Source organism: Spirosoma fluminis (assembly GCF_054778895.1).
This window is the reverse complement of sequence record NZ_BAAGZD010000003.1, coordinates 53,827-72,457: the sequence shown is the minus strand read 5'-3', so window position 1 is coordinate 72,457 and position 18,631 is coordinate 53,827. Positions and strand designations below refer to the sequence as shown.

The 18,631-nt window shown below is 51.7% G+C and carries 16 protein-coding genes; 9 read left to right on the top strand and 7 right to left on the bottom strand.

What is annotated here, in order from left to right; all coding sequences use genetic code 11:
• The first annotated feature begins 12 nt into the window (after positions 1-12).
• Entirely contained in the window at positions 13-3,993 is a 3,981-nt protein-coding gene (locus tag ACYVBJ_RS02350) for an FtsW/RodA/SpoVE family cell cycle protein (protein ID WP_460980696.1), read from the top strand.
• A gap of 16 nt (positions 3,994-4,009) precedes the next feature.
• Positions 4,010-4,900 carry an FHA domain-containing protein gene (locus ACYVBJ_RS02345; RefSeq protein WP_460980695.1) on the top strand — a complete coding sequence of 297 codons (891 nt, stop codon included), beginning with the start codon at positions 4,010-4,012 and terminating at the stop codon, positions 4,898-4,900.
• A gap of 115 nt (positions 4,901-5,015) precedes the next feature.
• On the opposite strand, the gene trxA is transcribed toward ACYVBJ_RS02345, so the two are convergent.
• Entirely contained in the window at positions 5,016-5,327 is a 312-nt protein-coding gene (trxA, locus tag ACYVBJ_RS02340) for a thioredoxin (protein ID WP_460980694.1), read from the bottom strand.
• A gap of 99 nt (positions 5,328-5,426) precedes the next feature.
• On the opposite strand from trxA, the gene ACYVBJ_RS02335 reads away from it, so the two are divergent.
• The gene (locus tag ACYVBJ_RS02335; protein WP_460980693.1) at positions 5,427-6,032 is read left to right on the top strand and encodes a DUF1684 domain-containing protein; all 606 of its coding nucleotides are present in this window, start codon (positions 5,427-5,429) and stop codon (positions 6,030-6,032) included.
• 72 nt (positions 6,033-6,104) lie between these two features.
• Here ACYVBJ_RS02335 and ACYVBJ_RS02330 read toward each other — a convergent pair whose 3' ends face one another.
• Entirely contained in the window at positions 6,105-7,397 is a 1,293-nt protein-coding gene (locus tag ACYVBJ_RS02330; protein WP_460980692.1) for a bifunctional 3,4-dihydroxy-2-butanone-4-phosphate synthase/GTP cyclohydrolase II, read from the bottom strand.
• Between the two features lie 583 nt (positions 7,398-7,980).
• Between ACYVBJ_RS02330 and ACYVBJ_RS02325 the strand changes: the two genes are divergently transcribed.
• The 3 genes from ACYVBJ_RS02325 to ACYVBJ_RS02315 all read left to right on the top strand — a co-directional run bounded on the left by ACYVBJ_RS02325 (position 7,981) and on the right by ACYVBJ_RS02315 (position 11,225).
• Positions 7,981-9,639, top strand: coding sequence for a gliding motility-associated C-terminal domain-containing protein (locus ACYVBJ_RS02325; RefSeq protein WP_460980691.1), 1,659 nt, complete (start codon positions 7,981-7,983; stop codon positions 9,637-9,639).
• Positions 9,640-9,726: 87 nt separating this feature from the next.
• Positions 9,727-10,059, top strand: coding sequence for a YbaB/EbfC family nucleoid-associated protein (locus tag ACYVBJ_RS02320; RefSeq protein WP_460980690.1), 333 nt, complete (start codon positions 9,727-9,729; stop codon positions 10,057-10,059).
• 134 nt (positions 10,060-10,193) lie between these two features.
• Positions 10,194-11,225, top strand: a complete 1,032-nt coding sequence (locus tag ACYVBJ_RS02315) for a glycosyltransferase family 2 protein (protein WP_460980689.1) — start codon at positions 10,194-10,196, stop codon at positions 11,223-11,225.
• 38 nt (positions 11,226-11,263) lie between these two features.
• Here ACYVBJ_RS02315 and ACYVBJ_RS02310 read toward each other — a convergent pair whose 3' ends face one another.
• A complete protein-coding gene (locus ACYVBJ_RS02310) occupies positions 11,264-11,485 on the bottom strand; it encodes a PspC domain-containing protein (protein WP_460974701.1) in 222 nt (73 codons plus the stop codon).
• 341 nt (positions 11,486-11,826) lie between these two features.
• Here ACYVBJ_RS02310 and ACYVBJ_RS02305 point away from each other — a divergent pair, with 341 nt between their 5' ends.
• Positions 11,827-12,033, top strand: coding sequence for a cold-shock protein (locus ACYVBJ_RS02305; RefSeq protein ID WP_381519668.1), 207 nt, complete (start codon positions 11,827-11,829; stop codon positions 12,031-12,033).
• A gap of 97 nt (positions 12,034-12,130) precedes the next feature.
• Here ACYVBJ_RS02305 and lysS read toward each other — a convergent pair whose 3' ends face one another.
• Positions 12,131-13,900: a lysine--tRNA ligase gene (gene lysS / locus ACYVBJ_RS02300; protein ID WP_460980688.1), complete on the bottom strand. Its 1,770-nt coding sequence runs from the start codon at positions 13,898-13,900 to the stop codon at positions 12,131-12,133.
• Between the two features lie 492 nt (positions 13,901-14,392).
• Here lysS and ACYVBJ_RS02295 point away from each other — a divergent pair, with 492 nt between their 5' ends.
• Both ACYVBJ_RS02295 and ACYVBJ_RS02290 read left to right on the top strand, forming a co-directional pair.
• Entirely contained in the window at positions 14,393-15,247 is an 855-nt protein-coding gene (locus tag ACYVBJ_RS02295) for an SPFH domain-containing protein (RefSeq protein WP_460980687.1), read from the top strand.
• Between the two features lie 67 nt (positions 15,248-15,314).
• Positions 15,315-15,503, top strand: a complete 189-nt coding sequence (locus ACYVBJ_RS02290; RefSeq protein ID WP_460980686.1) for a type II toxin-antitoxin system antitoxin — start codon at positions 15,315-15,317, stop codon at positions 15,501-15,503.
• A gap of 5 nt (positions 15,504-15,508) precedes the next feature.
• On the opposite strand, the gene ACYVBJ_RS02285 is transcribed toward ACYVBJ_RS02290, so the two are convergent.
• The 3 genes from ACYVBJ_RS02285 to ACYVBJ_RS02275 form a co-directional block, all read right to left on the bottom strand.
• A complete protein-coding gene (locus ACYVBJ_RS02285) occupies positions 15,509-16,192 on the bottom strand; it encodes a hypothetical protein (RefSeq protein ID WP_460980685.1) in 684 nt (227 codons plus the stop codon).
• A gap of 355 nt (positions 16,193-16,547) precedes the next feature.
• A complete protein-coding gene (locus ACYVBJ_RS02280) occupies positions 16,548-17,204 on the bottom strand; it encodes a hypothetical protein (protein WP_460980684.1) in 657 nt (218 codons plus the stop codon).
• Between the two features lie 273 nt (positions 17,205-17,477).
• Complete coding sequence (locus tag ACYVBJ_RS02275) at positions 17,478-18,251, bottom strand: type III pantothenate kinase (protein WP_460981262.1); 774 nt, start codon at positions 18,249-18,251, stop codon at positions 17,478-17,480.
• Positions 18,252-18,631: the final 380 nt, after the last annotated feature.

Below are 18,631 nucleotides of genomic sequence, written 5' to 3'. Positions count from 1 at the left end.
GTCGTATTTCGCATGAGATCAACCCTCGTACCGTCCGAACGATTCTATTTATTCGGCGCATCCATTTTATTGCTGCTGCTGTTCGGACGACTGTATACCAATTTATTGCCTATTCTTGATCAGGCAAATCAGGCCTATGCAGCTGGGCAGGCCCTGAACCTGGAGCCGGGGCTTAAACCGGCCGCCGTTCGGCGTTTACTGACGACCGGTAACTACTTTGCCGATCCGAAAGACATTAGCCTGCTGGCCGATTCGTTACCGGCTAAGCTGGCTCGAAACGGTACGTTAGATAACGTAGGAAGCCTCAACAAACGACTCTTTGCCATTGCGGCACCAGTTGCCTGGCGGAGTTCTATCGGAGGGGATGATTTTCAGAACCGGTTGCGGCTGTCGCGGCAACAGATGGGATTCGATTCGGTGTTATACCGACGGGAGTTGAAAGCGCCCAAAGCGTATGCCTCCACTACAAACGTGGGAACTGGTAATTTGTCGATCAGCGGTCGGGTTAGTCAGGATGAGCGGCCGATGGATGGCGTACTGGTGCAGCTGAAACGCCATTACGCCACAGCTCAGCCCGATACGTTGTCGGATCGCTACACTTATGCCCGCACCGGTGCCGATGGCCGGTTTAGTTTTACGGGTTTGAAAGAAGGAGGAGCTTATAGCGTCGTAGCCTTAAAACCCGGCTTTGAGTTTGGTAGTCGGCGGGGAACGAGCAAGCTAGCCAGCAATCAGGACTACACCTTTACCGCCCGGCCGCATCATTTACGGCTCATCGGCTCACTGGTGTACGGTCAGCTTAAAACCGACCGGGCCTTTACGGTACGTACGCCAGGCTCGTTTACCTGGCAGTTCTGGAGTATTGTTCTGCTGTTCATCGGTTCGTTTTGGGCTGTTCACGGCATCTGGACGGTCCGGCGCTTTCGGTACGACCCGCTGCTGTTAACGGTGCTTATGCTGCTTACAGGTATGTCGGTACTGACGTTGCTGGCTATTCAAGACCCGTTGCAGGACACGCTCTACGCCGGACAAACCCTGCAGGGCATCGCCCTTGGGTTAGTAGGCGTGACGGTTCTGTCGCAGTTAAACATCGGTAAGTTTTACGCCACCTGGCGATACGATTGGTTATTTGCGTTTCGGAATCGGGCCACTGTCCGGCTGTCGGGCTGGACGTGGCTAGTACTGGCCATCGGCCTGGCGGCCTTAACGTTGCTCTTCGGCTCGGGTCCCGAAGGCAGTGGCGTACGGGTAAATTTATCGCTATTCGGCATGAGCTTTCAGCCGAGCGAGATCACTAAGTACCTGTTACTACTCTTCTTCGCGGGGTTCTTCGCGGCTAATGAGCAGCAAATACGGCAGTTACCTGATCTGCGCTGGCGTTTCATCGTGAGCTTCGGAGCATTGGCCGGGGCGGTGTTCCTGATGCTGCTCTATCTGTTATTGGGCGACATGGGACCGGCCCTGGTGGTTTGTTTTACTTTCCTGTTGTTCTACAGCATTGCCCGCGGCAACTTACGCTTAACCTTAGCTACGGGCGTTATCTACGGAGTTGCTTTGTGGTTACTGCCGGGCTGGATTGCTACGCTTGTCTGCCTGGTCGCACTCATTGGTTTCATGCTCTGGCGGGGTGAAGCCCGTTCGTCGACGGGCTTGGGCTGGGCGGCCTTATTGGTCGAGGCACCGGTCATGTTGTTGCTGGTCATAGCCGTTTTTGCGTTCGGTGATCTGCTGCCCTTCGTGGGTGATCGCTTAGCCGATCGAAAAGCGATGTGGCTGAGTCCCTGGAACAACGATGTCTACGGGGGCGATCACCTGGCGCATAGTTTCTGGACGCTGGCTGCGGGCGGATGGACCGGGCAGGGGTTAGGTAAGGGATTTGCCAACGCTATGCCCGCGGCCCATACCGACATGATCTTACCTAGTCTGGGCGAAGAACTGGGCGGTCTGGGTGTCGTATCCGTATTTATTCTGTTCGGTATCTTACTGCACCGCACGTTTCTGCACGCCCGTCGGGCTGGTCAGCCGTTTAGTTTTTTCCTGGTTGCGGGCATTGCCATTGCCACGGGTGTTCAGTTCCTGATTATTGCTGGCGGTTCTATCGGTTTACTGCCTTTGACAGGAATCAGTGTACCCTTCCTGAGCTACGGCAAGATTTCGTTGATTATCAACCTGACCGCAATGGGAGCTGTCTTTAGCGTGGCGCATCGACCCGGAGCCGCTACGCAACGCGAGTACCTCGAAAAACACTACGACACTGTACTGATGGCGGGAATCGCTGGTTTTCTGGCAGGCGTTGTTATGCTGATTGCGCGTTTACTGCCCATAGTCGGCTGGAACGGCGACGAGTACATCGTTCGGCCGGCACGGGTAGTTACCCGTAACGGCGACCCGGCCTACAGCTATAACCCACGTATTGCGCGACTAACGCGGACGCTGGCTGCCGGAACGATCTATGATCGAAATGGGCTGGTGCTGGCAACCAGCTCGTCGGAGTCTGTTACGCGTCAGGTTCCCAGACTTCAGCAGAGTGGGTTGCAATCGGAGGAGTTGAAAACGCTTACGCAGAAGCGACTGCAACGGTATTATCCGTTTGGCGAACATTTATTTTTCTGGGTGGGTGATTTGAATACGCAACTGTTCTGGGGCCAGAGCAATGGGTATTACGCCGAAGCGACGCACTTAAGCGAGCTACGCGGTTTCAACAGCCGACCTCGCAAAACAGACCTTGTTACAACCGACTACCGGGCCGATCGATTTAGCCCATCGGTGCATCAGACGCGGACACTATCGGTTTATGATTATAGTGAGCTGGCTCCGGCCTTGCGGGCAGGACTTGATAGCCGGGAGGTCGAACGTCGGAAAGCGCAGAACCGGGATGTGCACCTAACCGTGAATGCTGAACTACAGGTCGCTTTGCAGAAGTCGCTGGCGCAGTCTGACTACCGCAATAAGCGTCTGTCGGTCGTGGTGCTGGACGCGGCTTCCGGCGATCTGCTGGCCTCGGCTATGCACCCGTTGCCCAACCTGAAAACGCCCGACGTGATGCAACTGTCGGATCGCGACCGCCTGAAACTACCGTATCTGGTGACCGAACGAGACTTAGGCATGACATTTCCAACCGCTCCCGGTTCGACCGCTAAAATCCTGACGGCGATGGCTGCGTTCAATAAACTAGGTGCATCCGCTTCCGACGTTACGTATCCGATTACGTGTCAGGAAATTATTCGCCGGGGTACCCGCGAGTCAGAACCTTGTGGCGAACCTGTCGATATGCGAAAGGCCATCGTTCGATCGAGTAACGTCTATTTCATCCGTACGGCGAACGACAACCGACTCGATAACGAAATGGCCAGTCTTTATCTGGCGACGGGCATGAACATCGATTATATTGGCGGCTATTCGTTTGCCGATACGCATACAGATGTGGAACGGGACCGGATTCTCAACCATTGGCGCGACTCCTCGTTTGCGGTTCGCCGGAAGTTGTACCAGAGCGATCGGTACCCAAGACGCTACCGGAGCGAATTCTCGGGCCTGGCCTGGGGACAGGGGCAGTTAACGTCGACGCCAGCATCTATTGCTCGAATGGCCGGGGCCATCGCGAACAACGGAATTATGCAGCCCTCACGATACGTAGTGAGCCGCGCCGGAAAAGCGGAGCCCATAACGACTGGACAGCGATTGGCCCGCCAGCCGGACTACGCCAATCAGTTGGAAGGATTTATGATTGAGCAATCGAATCCATCGGCGGGGCGAAGTAAAATCAGCGTAGCCAGGGTGGCGGGTAAAACCGGCACACCGGAACGGATGGTGCTTGGTGAACGGGAGAATGACGGTTGGTACGTATTTTTCGCCCCTACGTCCGATGGTCGTTCACGTACGGTGGTTTGCGTGCGTATTGAGCTTGGCGACTCATCGGCAGACGCCGTTCAACTGGCAAATGACGTAGTGGCGCCTTTACTCAAACAACGTGGTTATTTAGGCAGCTTCTAATCCAAAACGAAAAGTCATGAGCTTGATAGAAACGGTCAAAAAGTTATTTGGGCTGACACCTACTTCGCCTGACCTACCAGTTGAACCAGTTGAAGGTACGCCTGCAATCGCAGTGGTGCCGAAACCAGCGGCAATGGGTTTGCCGCCGGCGGCTCAACGGCGCGATCAGGTTTTACGGTTTTTGCTGGAAAAATTACGGCCCTATCAGAATGAACCCGGCGCAGCGCCTACCGGGCTACGTCTCTGTATTCGTAGTGTAAATCCAGAAGAAGAGGAGCTGTATCGGGTTGCCTTATGGACCAGTCAACCCGGCAAATTTCAGGCGGAGCTGAGTCGTCAATTAGCTGATAATTACATAACCTTATCGAAGAACTGGCGATTCGACTATGAGTTTCTCCCCGACGAGCTTCCCGCCGAAGCTTTTCGCGAAGGAAATCTGGGGCTTATCGTTTTTGACGGATCGAAGCCCGATACAACTCCGCTTCTGGCACGCATTGTCACGCTGGTCGGCCAGACTGGTCGGGATGAATACCTACTCGATCCATCCGTAAACGATTGTTATTGCATCGGTCGGGGACGTACCAGTCAGACCACTTCAGGGCGGGTACGCACGAATGATATCGTGATCCTAAACGAAGATGAGCCTGGCTTTGATCCACAACGAGGAGCCAACAACGGGGCTGTCAGTCGTTCCCACGCAACCATTCGTTACAACAAAGTGCAGCGACAGTATTCACTGGTTGTCGATACCGGTGGGTTACCGGCAGGTGGTAATAAAACAAAGATAGTTCACCCGAACGATCGCGTTGAACGAGCGGATATTGGTGGCCTGAACTACCCGTTGCAGGATGGCGATCAGATTGAGTTAGGGGGGGCTGTTACGTTGCGGTTTGAATTGCAGCAGTGAAAGCATCTTCAACGGGAGTAGTGCATAAAAAGCTAACGCCGTAGCAGGGCCTAGCGGCCGCAATACGCTGTTTATTAAGAATCATAGAAACATATACAATAGAGCGCGTAGGCCATTAACCAGCATGTTGTTTCACTAAGCCTTCGAGCGTATGCAGCGACTGAACGCCTGATTGACGCCAGACGATCTTGCCATTCTTGAACAAAATCATCGTCGGAATGCTCCGAATCTGATATTGATTGGCAGCGGCCTGGCTGTGGTCTACGTTGACTTTGACCACGCGGACTTTATCGCCCGCCCGTTCGGTGAGTTGTTTTAAAATGGGAGCCTGTTGCTTACAGGGGCCACACCAGTCGGCGTAAAAATCGACCAGTACGGGTGTATCTCCGTTAATAAGGTCTTTGAAGGAGGCTTTAGGCTGACTCATAGAAGGTTGTGTTTACTGGACCGAAGTGCTTGTTTCGCATTATAATAACAGCTACAGACACCAGCCGGTTCGCGCTTAGAGCCGCTTCTTATTCATACTATGCGTATCCTACACTTCATCCTGACTACGTTACTGGCAACGGAAGCCGTAGCCCAAATGCCTTATGCCGAGCAGATTGCCCAGCACCGGCAAACGTATAGGCAGGAGTTTCTGACTACGTCGAGCAGCCCGCTCAGAACGAAGGAAGCCGTGGAGTACCTGCGGTTTTACGAACCCGATTCAACGTACCGGGTGGTGGCTACTGTGGAGCTTACACCAAAAGCAGAGCCGTTTGATATGCCTACCTACACCGGGAAGACAAGTACCTATGTGAAATACGCCGTTCTGTCGTTTTCATTGAATGGCAAACCGCAGCAGCTGACCATTTACCGAAGCCTGAGTCTGTCCCGTATGCCCCAGTATCGCGATTATCTATTTCTTCCGTTCAAGGATGCTACATCTGGCCTGGCCACCTATGGCGGAGGGCGCTACCTTGACCTTAGAACGGGCGATATCAAAGATGGTCAGCTAACGCTCGATTTTAACAAGGCATATAATCCGTACTGTGCCTACGCTGAAGGCTATTCCTGCCCAATTCCGCCCCGAAATAATGTGTTATCCGTAGCAATAGAAGCCGGTGAGAAAACCTACGGGAAAGTGCATTAATTATTAAATAGTCATTGGTCATTGGTTGCAGTCCGTTTCCGACTCTACTAATGACCAATGACGATCAATAGACTACATAGCTTGTTCCTGGTTAACCGGCTCGATGGGTTCATTCATAATGGTATGGCCCATCTTGTCGCGTTTGGTCCGGAGGTAGCGTTCGTTGTAAGGATTCGATGGGATTTCAATCGGTACGTTCTCCACAATCTCCAGCCCGTAACCCATCAAACCCGCCCGTTTTTTCGGGTTGTTCGAAATGAGCCGCAGCTTGCGAATGCCAAGATCGCGGAGAATCTGAGCACCAACGCCGTAATCACGGGCGTCCATGGGCAAGCCTAAATCGAGGTTCGCTTCAACCGTGTCGCGACCCATTTCCTGTAGCTTATAGGCTTTCAGTTTATTGATCAGACCGATGCCACGTCCTTCCTGAAACATATACACCACAACACCCTTACCTTCGGCTTCAACCATCTGCATGGCCGTGTGCAATTGGCCTCCGCAGTCGCAGCGGCACGATCCGAAAATGTCGCCCGTTACACAGGAGGAGTGAACCCGAACCAGCACAGGCTCATTGGGTTCCCAGCTCCCCTTGACCAGGGCCAGGTGCGTATCGCCCGTGTTACTTTGTTTGTACGCAATCAGGTCGAAGTGGCCCCACTCGGTTGGCATATCTACGCCGATTTCGCGCCGGATCAAACTCTCGGTACGTAAACGGTATTCAATCAAATCCTGGATGCTGACTAGTTTCATCCCGAACCGATCGGCCAGAACCCGCAGCTCAGGTAGTCGGGCCATGGTGCCGTCTTCGTTCAGCACCTCGATTAGTACGCCCACTGGCGACAGACCCGCCAATTTGGCCAGATCAACGGCCGCTTCGGTATGGCCCGCACGACGAATAACACCGCCCTCAACGGCCCGTAGTGGAAAAATATGACCCGGCCGGCCTAAGTCGTCGGGCGTTGTGGCCGGATCAACCAGCGCCTGGATCGTTTTTGAGCGGTCGGAAGCTGAAATACCCGTTGTACAGCCGTTTCCCAATAGATCGACCGAAACCGTAAACGGGGTTGTGTGAACCGACGTATTGCTGCTCACCATCATGTCGAGACCCAGCTCGTCGCAGCGTTCCTGCGTCAGGGGCGCGCACATTAACCCCCGGGCTTCCCGGATCATGAAGTTCACCATTTCAGGCGTGATCATTTCGGCCGCGCAGATCATATCGCCCTCGTTCTCACGGTCTTCATCGTCTACAACCAGCACAATCTTCCCCGCCTTGATATCGGCGACAGCGTCTTCAATACGGTCTAAACGTATTGGACTTAGCTCAGATTGGTCCACTGGTTCTAGGTTGGTATTATTATTGCTCATCTGTTTGACTGATGCGTGTCGGTGGAACTATAGTAGGTATACAGGTAAACTGTTCTATACAGATCGGATGCGATGGGATAGGACGGGTTTGATCTGAAAACTGATTTTAAGAAAGATACGTTTCGCCAAACGCGAAAATGTCCGTGGGTACGTTTTCACGGATAGGGCTACTTGGATTATACGAACGATAAATTTTTTACCTTCCGTGCGAATTTTACGATCGAGGCTGGATGAAGTTGGAGCTAAGATGAGTTTGTGTGTGCATTGGCCACTCGCCGTTGCGGTACTGGCGCTAACCTGTATTTCTGGCCTTACGCCTTCATTCGGCCAAGACTTTTGCGACCCAGCGCAAAGACCATCTAGTACTGTTGACGGGGGCTTTATAGTAAATTCAGCACGTGTTTGTGTGGGTAGTGCAATCATACTAACAAATACCCAGCCCTTAGCAACATCAGTTAAATACATATATGGCTACACAAAAGATTCTAGTCTAGCAACAGCTGGTACAAATAAGACGACATTCACATTTCCTAGGCCTGGTCGTTATAGAATTTTACAAGCAGGAAGTTTAAAAGGAACGGCAATGATTCACTGTGAAGAGGTGGAAGTGCTGCCGCTGGAGCCTATAAATTTTACGGCCAAAGCCTGTTCGGGTCGGCAGGTGACCGTTACCGCTACGCTCGATGCAAAAACGGGTCAGTATGACGACTATATTATTGATTGGGGAGACGGCGTGAAAAGCAGTCCGCTCAGCCGAACCGCTGTTGTAAAACCTCAGAGTTACACCTATAACAATGCGGCTTCATACACCATCAAAATCATAGGCCGATACACCGGCGTAAGCGGCTGCGATACGCCTGCCGACGTTGTCTCGAAAACGCAGCAGGTGGTTAATCTCTCCCAGACCGTTACGCAGCCCGTTATCAACAAGCTGACAACGGTTGGTGAGAGCTCTGTTTCCATTCAATATCAGATCACACCCAATACAACGGCACAACTTTACCAGCGTGATGCCAATGGGATGTATAATCCAACGGGCCAGACCGGAAATGGCACGACACCGTTCTCCGTTTCTACGGATACCAAACAGGTGCAATGCTTTCAGGTCGTTGCCCAGGATGCCTGTAGTACGGCCGGACTACGTTCGGATGAGGTGTGTAGTATAGTCGTTGACGCCCAGGCGGCTAATAAACAAAACAACCTGAGCTGGCAGGCGTATCAGGGAACCGTAACGCCGACGAAGCCATTTCGGTATTACCGGGTGCTGCGCAATGGTTCGCCCGTTGGCGGTACGTTGACCAGCCGGACGGCGACCACTTATTCCGACAATAACAAAATTGAATGCGGTACGCGGTACTGTTACGCCATTGAAGCCTACGTTGGACCGGCTATTGTAACCTCCGGCCCGGCCTGCGTAACCGGTATCAATGGCGAAGTGCCAACCAGCTTTACGAACATCGTTGTGTCGATTGAAGATGGTAAACCCCGTATTGTGGCGCAACTGCCGACCACCGGAGCGACGGCGAGTTACACAATAAACGTTAGCCGGGCAAGTGGATCATCGGGCAGCTTTCAACCGACAGGCAGCGTAACGAGCAAGAACGTGTACATCGACGAAAGCGCAAATCCGTCGGCGGGCCCGTATTGCTACCAACTGACGTTTCAAAGCAGTTGTGGGCTGAGTTCACCCCCCTCCGAGCCGGTCTGTACCGTTTTTCTAACCTCCCAATCCTCGGCCAGCGTCGATTGGACGACCGAGTCGCCATTTTTATCGGGGCCAGTGGCTAGTTATACCGTGGAAGTTATTGATTCCCTGAACGGCACAAAACGCGAAATTCCGGTCAGTGGCAACACGCGCTACGAACCCGATCCGGACGACCCGAATCTACAGTCGCAGAAGTACCGCATTATCTCGGTATCAAACTCGGGGGTAATCAGCTACTCGAATTTCTTTACGTTCCGGCGCGAGGCTAAAATTCTTGTTCCCAATGCATTTACGCCCAATGGCGATGGGCAGAACGACGAGTTTGTCGCGAAGGGAATTTACGTGGATCAGTTCAGAATGACCATATACGATCGGTGGGGTAGCGTAATCTACAGCACCACTGAGAAAGCAAAGGGATGGGACGGTACCGAGAATGGGCAGCCTGCGCTGGCGGGTCAGTATATGTACCGGATTGAAGTCGAGGATTTAACAGGGCTGAAAACTGTTCGTACAGGTGCGTTGTTGTTAATCAGGTAGACCCGTTCAGTCGCCGGAAATCGATACGTATCGGTCCGGCTACGAACGGAGTTGTTGACTTTTAACGCACTCACTAGCCAAAGCACTATGAATATGTTCGATATGTTCGGGAAAATGAAGGAAGTTCAGGCCCGAATGAAAGAGGCTCAGGAATCACTTAGCACCATTATTGAAACCGGCGATTCAGGGGCAGGTATGGTGCGAGTCACGGTAAATGGCCTGAAAAACGTTCTGAAAGTTGAGATTGACCATGACCTCATTAAGCCCGACGACCGCGAAATGCTGCAGGACCTGATCGTGGCGGCAACCAACAAAGCCATGGCCAATGTAGAAACCAAATCCCGCGAACACCTCCGTCAGGCCACCGAAGGGCTGCTGCCCAATATTCCCGGCCTGAATCTGGATGGGCTGATGGGGTGAGTTGGTAATCAGTACGTTAGGCGATGGGCTGGTAAGCCAGTCGATTAGTCTACTCTTGCTATTTGTGCATGGATTAACTAACCGACTGATTAACTGAGTAACTTGCCGACTGATTCACTCACCGAGCTTACTTTGTGAATACCCTCGCCATCGTAATTCTGAATTACAACGGTAAATCTTTTTTAGCCAGGTTTCTCCCGACAGTACTTGCCAATGCCGACGGCCATCCGGTTTATGTAGCCGACAGTGCATCGACCGATGGTTCGGTGGCTTTTGTTCGTCAGCACTTCCCCGCTGTTCGCGTTATTGAATTACCCCGTAACGAAGGCTACGCAGGCGGCTATAATCTGGCCCTTGAGCAGGTTCGTTTGCAATACGGTGGCGCTACGTACTACGTATTACCCAACTCCGATATCGAAGTTACGCCCGGCTGGCTTACCCCCGTTCTGGAGTTGATGCAGGCGAACCCGCAAATTGCCGCCTGTCAGCCTAAAATCCGGTCATACAGCGAGCGAAATCTGTTTGAACACGCCGGAGCTGCGGGTGGGTTTGTCGACTGGCTGGGCTACGTATTCTGCCGCGGGCGGGTATTTGCTACGTTCGAAACCGATCGGGGGCAGTACGACGACAATCAACGCGTGTTCTGGGCTACGGGTGCCTGTCTATTTGTGCGGGCTGACGTGTTTCATCAGGTTGGCGGTTTCGATGCCTCCTTTTTTGCGCACATGGAAGAAATCGATCTGTGCTGGCGGGTGCAACGGCTCGGCTACGAGGTTTGGGCCTGCGGCCAATCAACGGTTTATCACGTCGGGGGCGGAACGCTCCCTAAATCCAATCCGCACAAAACGTATCTGAATTATCGCAACAGCCTGTTGATGCTGTACAAAAACTGGCCTGCCGATGGTGGGCTGTGGGCAAAAATCCTTCTTCGGCTGGTACTCGATGGAGTGTCGTCGCTGTTGTTCCTGAAGGTTGGGCAGTGGCGCGATGTAGTGGCTATCTTGAACGCACACTTTGCTTTCTATGGCCGCTTGCCGCAACTGCATCGCGAGCGTAAACGGCTGTTGCAGCAGCAAACTACGTCCGTTCCGCTGTTTCCACGTAGCATCGTCTGGCAATATTTTGCGAAAGGAAGAAAGACGTTCGGAGAGCTGGATAAGGGCTAAACTTCGGCTCGTGGTAACCTCTAATGGGGGGGAGGTGACTAAAGTTCCCATATGGTTGGATGCGCATGCCGCCGGAGATGCTTGTTCATCTCCATCCAGAAGGCCATAATCAGATAAAGAACGACCGGCGAACCCAGCGTCAGAAACGAGGTATAGATAAAATACAGTCGGATGCTGCTGGCGGAGATATTCATGCGTTCGCCGAGCAACGTACAAACGCCAAAGGCCTGCTTTTCAACGAAATACCTGATCTTTTCCATAGCGTTCTAGTTTGTGAAGCGGACGTATATACGTTGAGTCTATTTTGAGTAGTTGTAACGGCTATCTGGAATAGAATGTTTGCTGTTTGCCCCAAAAGCCGATATAAACTTAGTAAAAATGCCTAAAAAATTATCCAAACTACTACGAGATCGGAACATTTTTATTTTCTTTGTGTTGTAACCAAGTTAATGTCAGGCAAGCCTTATATTAACACATTTACAAGCAAAGCCCGTTGATTCTCAGCCTGGAGCCCGGCCGTCGGCGTAGTATGGTGCCTGTTTCGCGTTCTTTCTTGTTAACTGACCCTTTGTATGTTTAATTGTTTAATTGTTTTTGTTTTATGCAAACAGGTGTAGTAAAATTCTTTAACGAGAGTAAAGGGTACGGATTCATTGTTGAAGACGATACCAACCGGGACATCTTCGTCCACATTACCGGCCTGAACGGAATCACCATTCGCGAGAAAGATCGGGTACAGTTTGAAGTGGTTGACGGCAAAAAAGGACTAAACGCTGTGAAGGTAAAAAAGATAGACGGCGATTATTAAGCTGTCAAGCCTAAGAAATTGAAACCCCACTCGGCTAACTGAGTGGGGTTTTTTATCGTGTCTTTATTGTGAGTTGCTGACGCGTGCTCCTCACATATTATTGACCCGTCCAGCTCCGTACTACGTCTAGAGTAGGCATGGATACGTCCATCTTTAGCTTTTTACGTACACCGCCCAGGTCGTTGAACAGTTTGTTGGGATTAGCCGTGCGGAGCTGATCGACCGTCAGGAAGCCCAGTTTCTGAACCGCCGGTACCCATTCGGCTGGTACGCCCGCGGCTACAAAATCGCTTTCGTCTGACTGTTCCAGTTTTTTCTCCGGCCGCATTTGCGGAAAGAACAGGACGTCCTGAATGGAAGGCTGGTTCGTCATGATCATGGTTAGCCGATCGATACCCAGACCCACACCCGCCGTTGGGGGCATACCGTATTCGAGCGCCCGCAGGAAATCTTCGTCCAGCGCCATCGCTTCTTCATCACCCCGTTCAGCCAGGCGCAGCTGCTCTTCAAAACGTTCGCGCTGATCGAGCGGGTCGTTCAACTCCGAATAGGCGTTGGCGATTTCTTTTCCGTTGCAGATCGCTTCGAACCGCTCGACTAAACCCGGTTTGCTCCGGTGTTTCTTGGTCAACGGCGACATTTCGACGGGGTAATCGGTGATAAACGTCGGCTGGATCAGGTTTGGCTCGCAGGCGTCGCCGAAGAGTTCGTCAATCAGCTTCGACTTACCCATCGTACTGTCTACCTTAATACCCCGGCTTTCGGCTACCTTTCGAAGCTCGTCTTCTTCCATGCTGGAAACGTCGATGCCGGTATAATCCTGAATGGCTTCGAACATCGTGAGCCGTTTCCAGGGGCGCTTGAAATCAATGACGTTCGGACCGACTGTAACTTTGGTCGTACCGACGACGTCCAGCGCTACCTTCTCGACCATCTCCTCGATGGTGTCCATCATCCAGAGGTAATCTTTGTAGGCAACGTAAAACTCGACCTGCGTAAACTCCGGATTGTGCGTGCGGTCCATGCCCTCGTTGCGGAAGTCTTTGGCAAACTCGAATACGCCATCATACCCGCCAACAATCAGCCGCTTCAGGTACAACTCGTTCGCAATGCGCAGGTACAGCGTCATGTCGAGCGTATTGTGATGCGTCCGGAACGGGCGGGCAGCTGCGCCACCGTGGATCGGCTGCAGAATCGGCGTCTCCACTTCCAGATACCCTTTCTGGCTCAGGAACTGACGAATGGAGTTAACCAGTTTGGTGCGTTTGATGAACACATCCCGAACCTGCGGATTAACGATCAGATCGACGTACCGCTGGCGGTAGCGCTGCTCGGGGTCAGTGAATGCGTCGTACGTTTCTTTTTCGCCTTTCTCGTTAACGACTTCTTTGACCACCGGTAACGGGCGTAATGATTTATTCAGGATTTTGAACTCGCGGACGTATACGGACAACTCGCCGGTCTTCGTCGTGAAAATATTCCCGCGAACGCCGATGATGTCGCCAATGTCGAGCAGCTTCTTGAAAACGACATTGTACATCGTTTTATCCTCGCCGGGGCAAATGTCGTCGCGCCGGAAATAAAGCTGAATACGGCCGGTGGAGTCCTGCAATTCTGCAAATGAGGCACTACCGCTAATCCGAACAATCATCAGTCGCCCGGCGAGCTGGATGTTTCCCCAGCGTTCGTCGCCGGACAAATCCATTTCGGGTTCGATGGAAACCGTCGGCTGAGGCTGAAAAGCGGCCCGGATGTCGGCAACGGTTGTTGTTACGTCGAATAATTCAGCCGGGTAGGGGTCAATCCCCATCCGCAGTAATTCTTCCCGCTTTTGTCGGCGGTTTATCTCTTGTTCGCTTAGCTGCATAGCATTCAGACAGTTGGTCAGTCGGCTGACCCTACTAGTTAAGGCCGCAAAAATAGCGAAAAGGATTGTCGTTTATAGAGCTAACGCTGGGAAGAAACCTCAAACCGGCCTACGGCTCTTCAAATTCCTTATAGGCTGGTATAAATAAATAATCAGCAGACAGGCAACCCCAGCATTCTGCGATCCCCGGGCCGGGTTGATAGGCTTGTCAATTGACAGGCCATCCTGAGAACAAGGAAAGCTGCTTGTCCGCTCATGTCCTTCGGTTGCTAACCAACGTATAAACGATTTATAATACGAGTTAAGTACATCAACAACGGCTGGCCCGTCGATAGGTTACTTGTGGGAGCAAGGCTATCGCTCTGATCAGGGCTAGCTTCCGCAGGAAACAGACTCAGACCGTTCCTACAATTTTTTCGCACAGTCGGGCGATATATGCTATCATTGTGATATCAAGATGATAGTTCTTAACACTAACCAATTCGATTTGCCATGACCGAAAAACCGCTTACCTCAGCTTCAGGCTACGTATACTTAGTAGCCGCAGTTCTTTGTATGGGACTGGGTATATTAGTCGCCATTACAACCCAGAGTGGGTTTCTGTCCGGATGTTTATTTGTGGTGGCGGTTTTCCTGGCCAAGGGTATTACGGTGATCAACCCCAACGAAGGGGCCGTCTGTACGTTCTTCGGCGATTACGTCGGAACATTGAAACAAAACGGACTCCAGTGGGTCAATCCGTTCTACAGCAAAGCCAAAATAAGCCTGCGGGCCCGCAACCTGAATGGCCAGACGATCAAAGTGAACGATCGAATGGGCAACCCGATTGAGATTGCAGCGGTGGTTGTCTGGCAGGTAACCGACACGGCCAAGGCCCTGTTTGAAGTCGACAGTTATCAGACGTTCGTTCAGATTCAGTCGGAGGCTGCTGTACGGTTTCTGGCGAGTTCGCATGCTTACGATAACATGGAGGATGAACACGAAACCGTAACGCTACGTGACAACACCGGGCAAATCAATAAATTTCTGGAAGAGGAACTGAACGAGCGCGTTGGCCAGGCGGGTGTATACGTAACGGAGGCCCGGATCAGTCACCTGGCCTACGCTCCCGAAATTGCTGGGGCCATGCTGCAGCGTCAGCAGGCTACCGCCGTTGTATCGGCCCGGAAGCAAATTGTTGAAGGCGCGGTCGGCATGGTAGAAATGGCTCTGGCCCGACTTGCCGAAAAAGACGTGGTTCAGTTGGATGAGGAACGAAAAGCGGCCATGGTTAGTAATTTGCTGGTGGTACTATGCGGAGAGAAAAGTGTAAGTCCGGTTGTGAACGCGGGAACACTTTATCAGTAAACAGTGTCCAACGTAGCGTCATCAGCTAAATACCGAACTGATGACGCTACGCTGATTGTCGACAAACATGGCGAATGAGAAAAAAGCATTTGTGTTACGTATCCAGCCCGAAATCCTGAAAGAGCTGGAGCGCTGGGCACAGGAAGAGTTTCGGAGCGTAAACGGGCAGATCGAGTATCTGCTTAATGATGCAATCCGAAAGCGTAAAAAGCACAGCCGGGACACCGACGGGCCAGCGCCTGAATCCGACGATTGAGGGCCTTACTGAGGCATTGTATCCGGCTCGCGGATTGAGGCCGTTTTTTGATCCTGCTGGACCAGAACGTTGTATTGATTGATCAGCACCAGTTGGCCCAGTATGGTCCGTTCGTTGATATTATGAGCGATCTGGTAACGCTGTAACTGCTCGTCGTGACTCTTCATTAAGGGCACGTAAATAGCGGAGTAGAAGTGATCAAACGTCCGAAGTTCACCCTCGTCGTACACGTAGTAATCAAACTGATCGGTGTTTTGGGCCAGTGTCTGCGTATCCGAGAAATTGCTGGGGTAGCTGAACGTTCGTTTGAATAAACCATGCGGTTTTCGTAACCGGCGAACCACCGTCAGCGAACCATCCAGGCAACGTTCGTAGAAGCCGTGTTTCTGCCGAACCTTGCCGACTGCATTTGCTAAGGAAATGAAGGCGCGTTGCTTGTGCAGGCTATGGTCGAACCAGCTAAACTGACGGACCTGCTGGGCGGACAGCGCCCGGATCTGCCCGTTTGGTTGCCGGAACAGAACTGTTTCCGTCAGCCAGTTGTACGAGATCTCACCCGATAAAGCGCTGGTCGTCCACAACTGGATGTCGCCACGCTGCCAGTGGGTTCCAGCAAGATCGCCCGCCCGCGCGGAAACCCTAAAAAGTACAACTAATGTCAATGCTGTAAATAGACATGTCCTCTTCATAACTATCCAGGTTGTGTTGAATAAGGTCCGCGCAAGCCTTGCTGATTCCTGTTGGTAAGCAGCTTTCAGGCCTTGCGTGATTTATGAAGATAACTGACTATTAACTAGTTGGTTGATTTCGATTTTACAGTGCAATTTCTGTTTTGACATTTATAAAAGATAAACTAGAACTGGTTGAAGACGAACGGCTCGGTATTGAATTTTCTATTTTTAGAATGAAATTATCCGGGGAAGCTAAATCTATTGAACGGATAGAATAATTTTGCCTGCCAAAACTAGGTGTTGAAATAGTACAATAAATAAAGGCAACCATGCCTGAGCCGGATTGCCTTCATTTCCTGATCGTTTACCGAGTCTAACGGCCAACCGACAGGACTTCGGAATTGACCACGGGTTGTGCTGCCGTTTCTGATTTTAGATAGTTATACTTGTTGATCAGCATCAGCTGAGCCGTTGTGCTGTTTAAATCAGTCGCATACTGGTTTAGTTCAGCCTCAAATTCCTCCTGCATCCGGGGCCACGTAAACCGGTTGAAGTCGTCCAGTTTAACCATATCTTCACCCGCGTACACAAAATATATGAAGTTATCGATGTCTTTCACCAACTCTTCGTCGTTGCCAAACATCGACGGGTTAGTTAGCTTGATGGGCTCCCGAATGTGCCGAAGACGGCGGTAAACCATCAGCGGACCCGCTACAAACTCTTCCAGAAAGAGCGGCCGACGTAAAGCTACCTTCACTGGAAAGTCGACGGCTACAAATTTCCGGATGGTGTTCTGATTGTTGTCGAAAAATTTGAACTCCTGTACCTGAAGCGCGGAATAAGCTTTTAACGTATTGTTCTGCCGAATCTGAACGATCTCTGCCTTCCAGTTATAATTTAATTCGCCTTCCAGGCGGGCTCCGTTCATTAAAATAAGTTCCCCTTGACTCCAGGTGCCGGGGTTTTTGGCCAGCAAGCTGCTTCCTGCACTGCACAGCCAAATCAGTGTGATCCATACATACTTTTTCATAACGCTGTCTGTCTTTAGTCGGCCATGCGGCCAGACAGCGTCTACGCTGAAAAATACATGCCAGTCAAGCTGATCAAAAAGCTATTATTTAGGAGGTGAAAAAGTGGTCTGCTTATTGGATTTAACCGGTAAAATAAGCCAGGCTAATAGTATTTAAACGTAGTGTATGTGTATACTGAAAATGTTTCAGCGCTAGCTGAGTTTTTAGAGGTGAGGAAGTTGGGTAGCGAATTCCTCACTCTGTGGAAACCAACTTACATAAAACACAGTACGTTAGCGGGCACTACGTACCGTCTCCCCAATGAGTCGAACACCCTCCAGCGTCAGCGAAGGCACGACCTCGACAAAGGCGTCGTGCAGCGACTGGATCCGACCCGACAAGCCACCCGTAGCCACGGCAATGCAATCGCCGTTGAGTTCGGCGCGGATGCGATCAATGAGCGAACGTACCAACCCTTCGTACCCCAGCACAACGCCCGCCTGTATGGCATGTACAGTGTTGGTACCTAAGGCCGAAGCAGGTACATCGATTGGCACTTCAGGCAGTTGGGCAGTATTGGCAAACAGCGAACGAATGGCAGTTTTAAGGCCCGGCGCAATCGCAACGCCCAGAATCTGCCCGGTTGCCGAGACGGTCGTAAAGGTCAGAGCTGTTCCAAAATCAACCACCACACAAGTCCGTTGGTAGCGTGTATAGGCAGCCAGCGCATTTGCCACCAGGTCAGCGCCAATCTCGTGGGGACGTAATACCTCAATAGGGAGCAGCGGATAAATACCAGGGCCGACCACTACGGGTTCAAAAGCGAACAGGTTAGTAAGCATATTCCGCATACCGGCAGTCAGGTCGGGAACAACGCTGCTTAGTACGGTACTCTCAATAGCGCTAATGGGAATGTTGGCTTCGAGCAGCCATAACCGCAACCGGCTGCCGTACGATTGAGCGGGTTCGTCGATCCGGGAAGGCGTACGCCAGACGTACTGCCATTGGGTTTGGTCGTAAAGGCCGAATACGGCATCGGTATTACCGACATCAACAATAATCTGCACGGGGAAGAGCGAACGGTTGCCGGGGCGAAATAAGGACAAAAACGGCAGACTGCCGCATAGTGTAGTAGGGTCTCTTACGCAAATTAAAGCCTTTGTGGCTCATCGGAACCTGTTTTCTAGGGTTTGTTGGGCGTTCACCACGGCATTAAGAGCGCTAACACCGCCGTCTTAATTCGGTAATGCGCTGCTAAATAAGCAGGCGAGGGAATGATGAAAACGTCAACGGATACAACGATGAGCCGTGGGTTGAGTGGTACAGAAACGTACCGTAGCCAAGTGATAAGCCATCAGGTTGACTTAACGGTCAGGCCCATAACCTAAGTTTTGCCCTGGCGGCTAATCGCTTTCACCTGTTGTAAGTTATAGGGACAGTGAGGTAA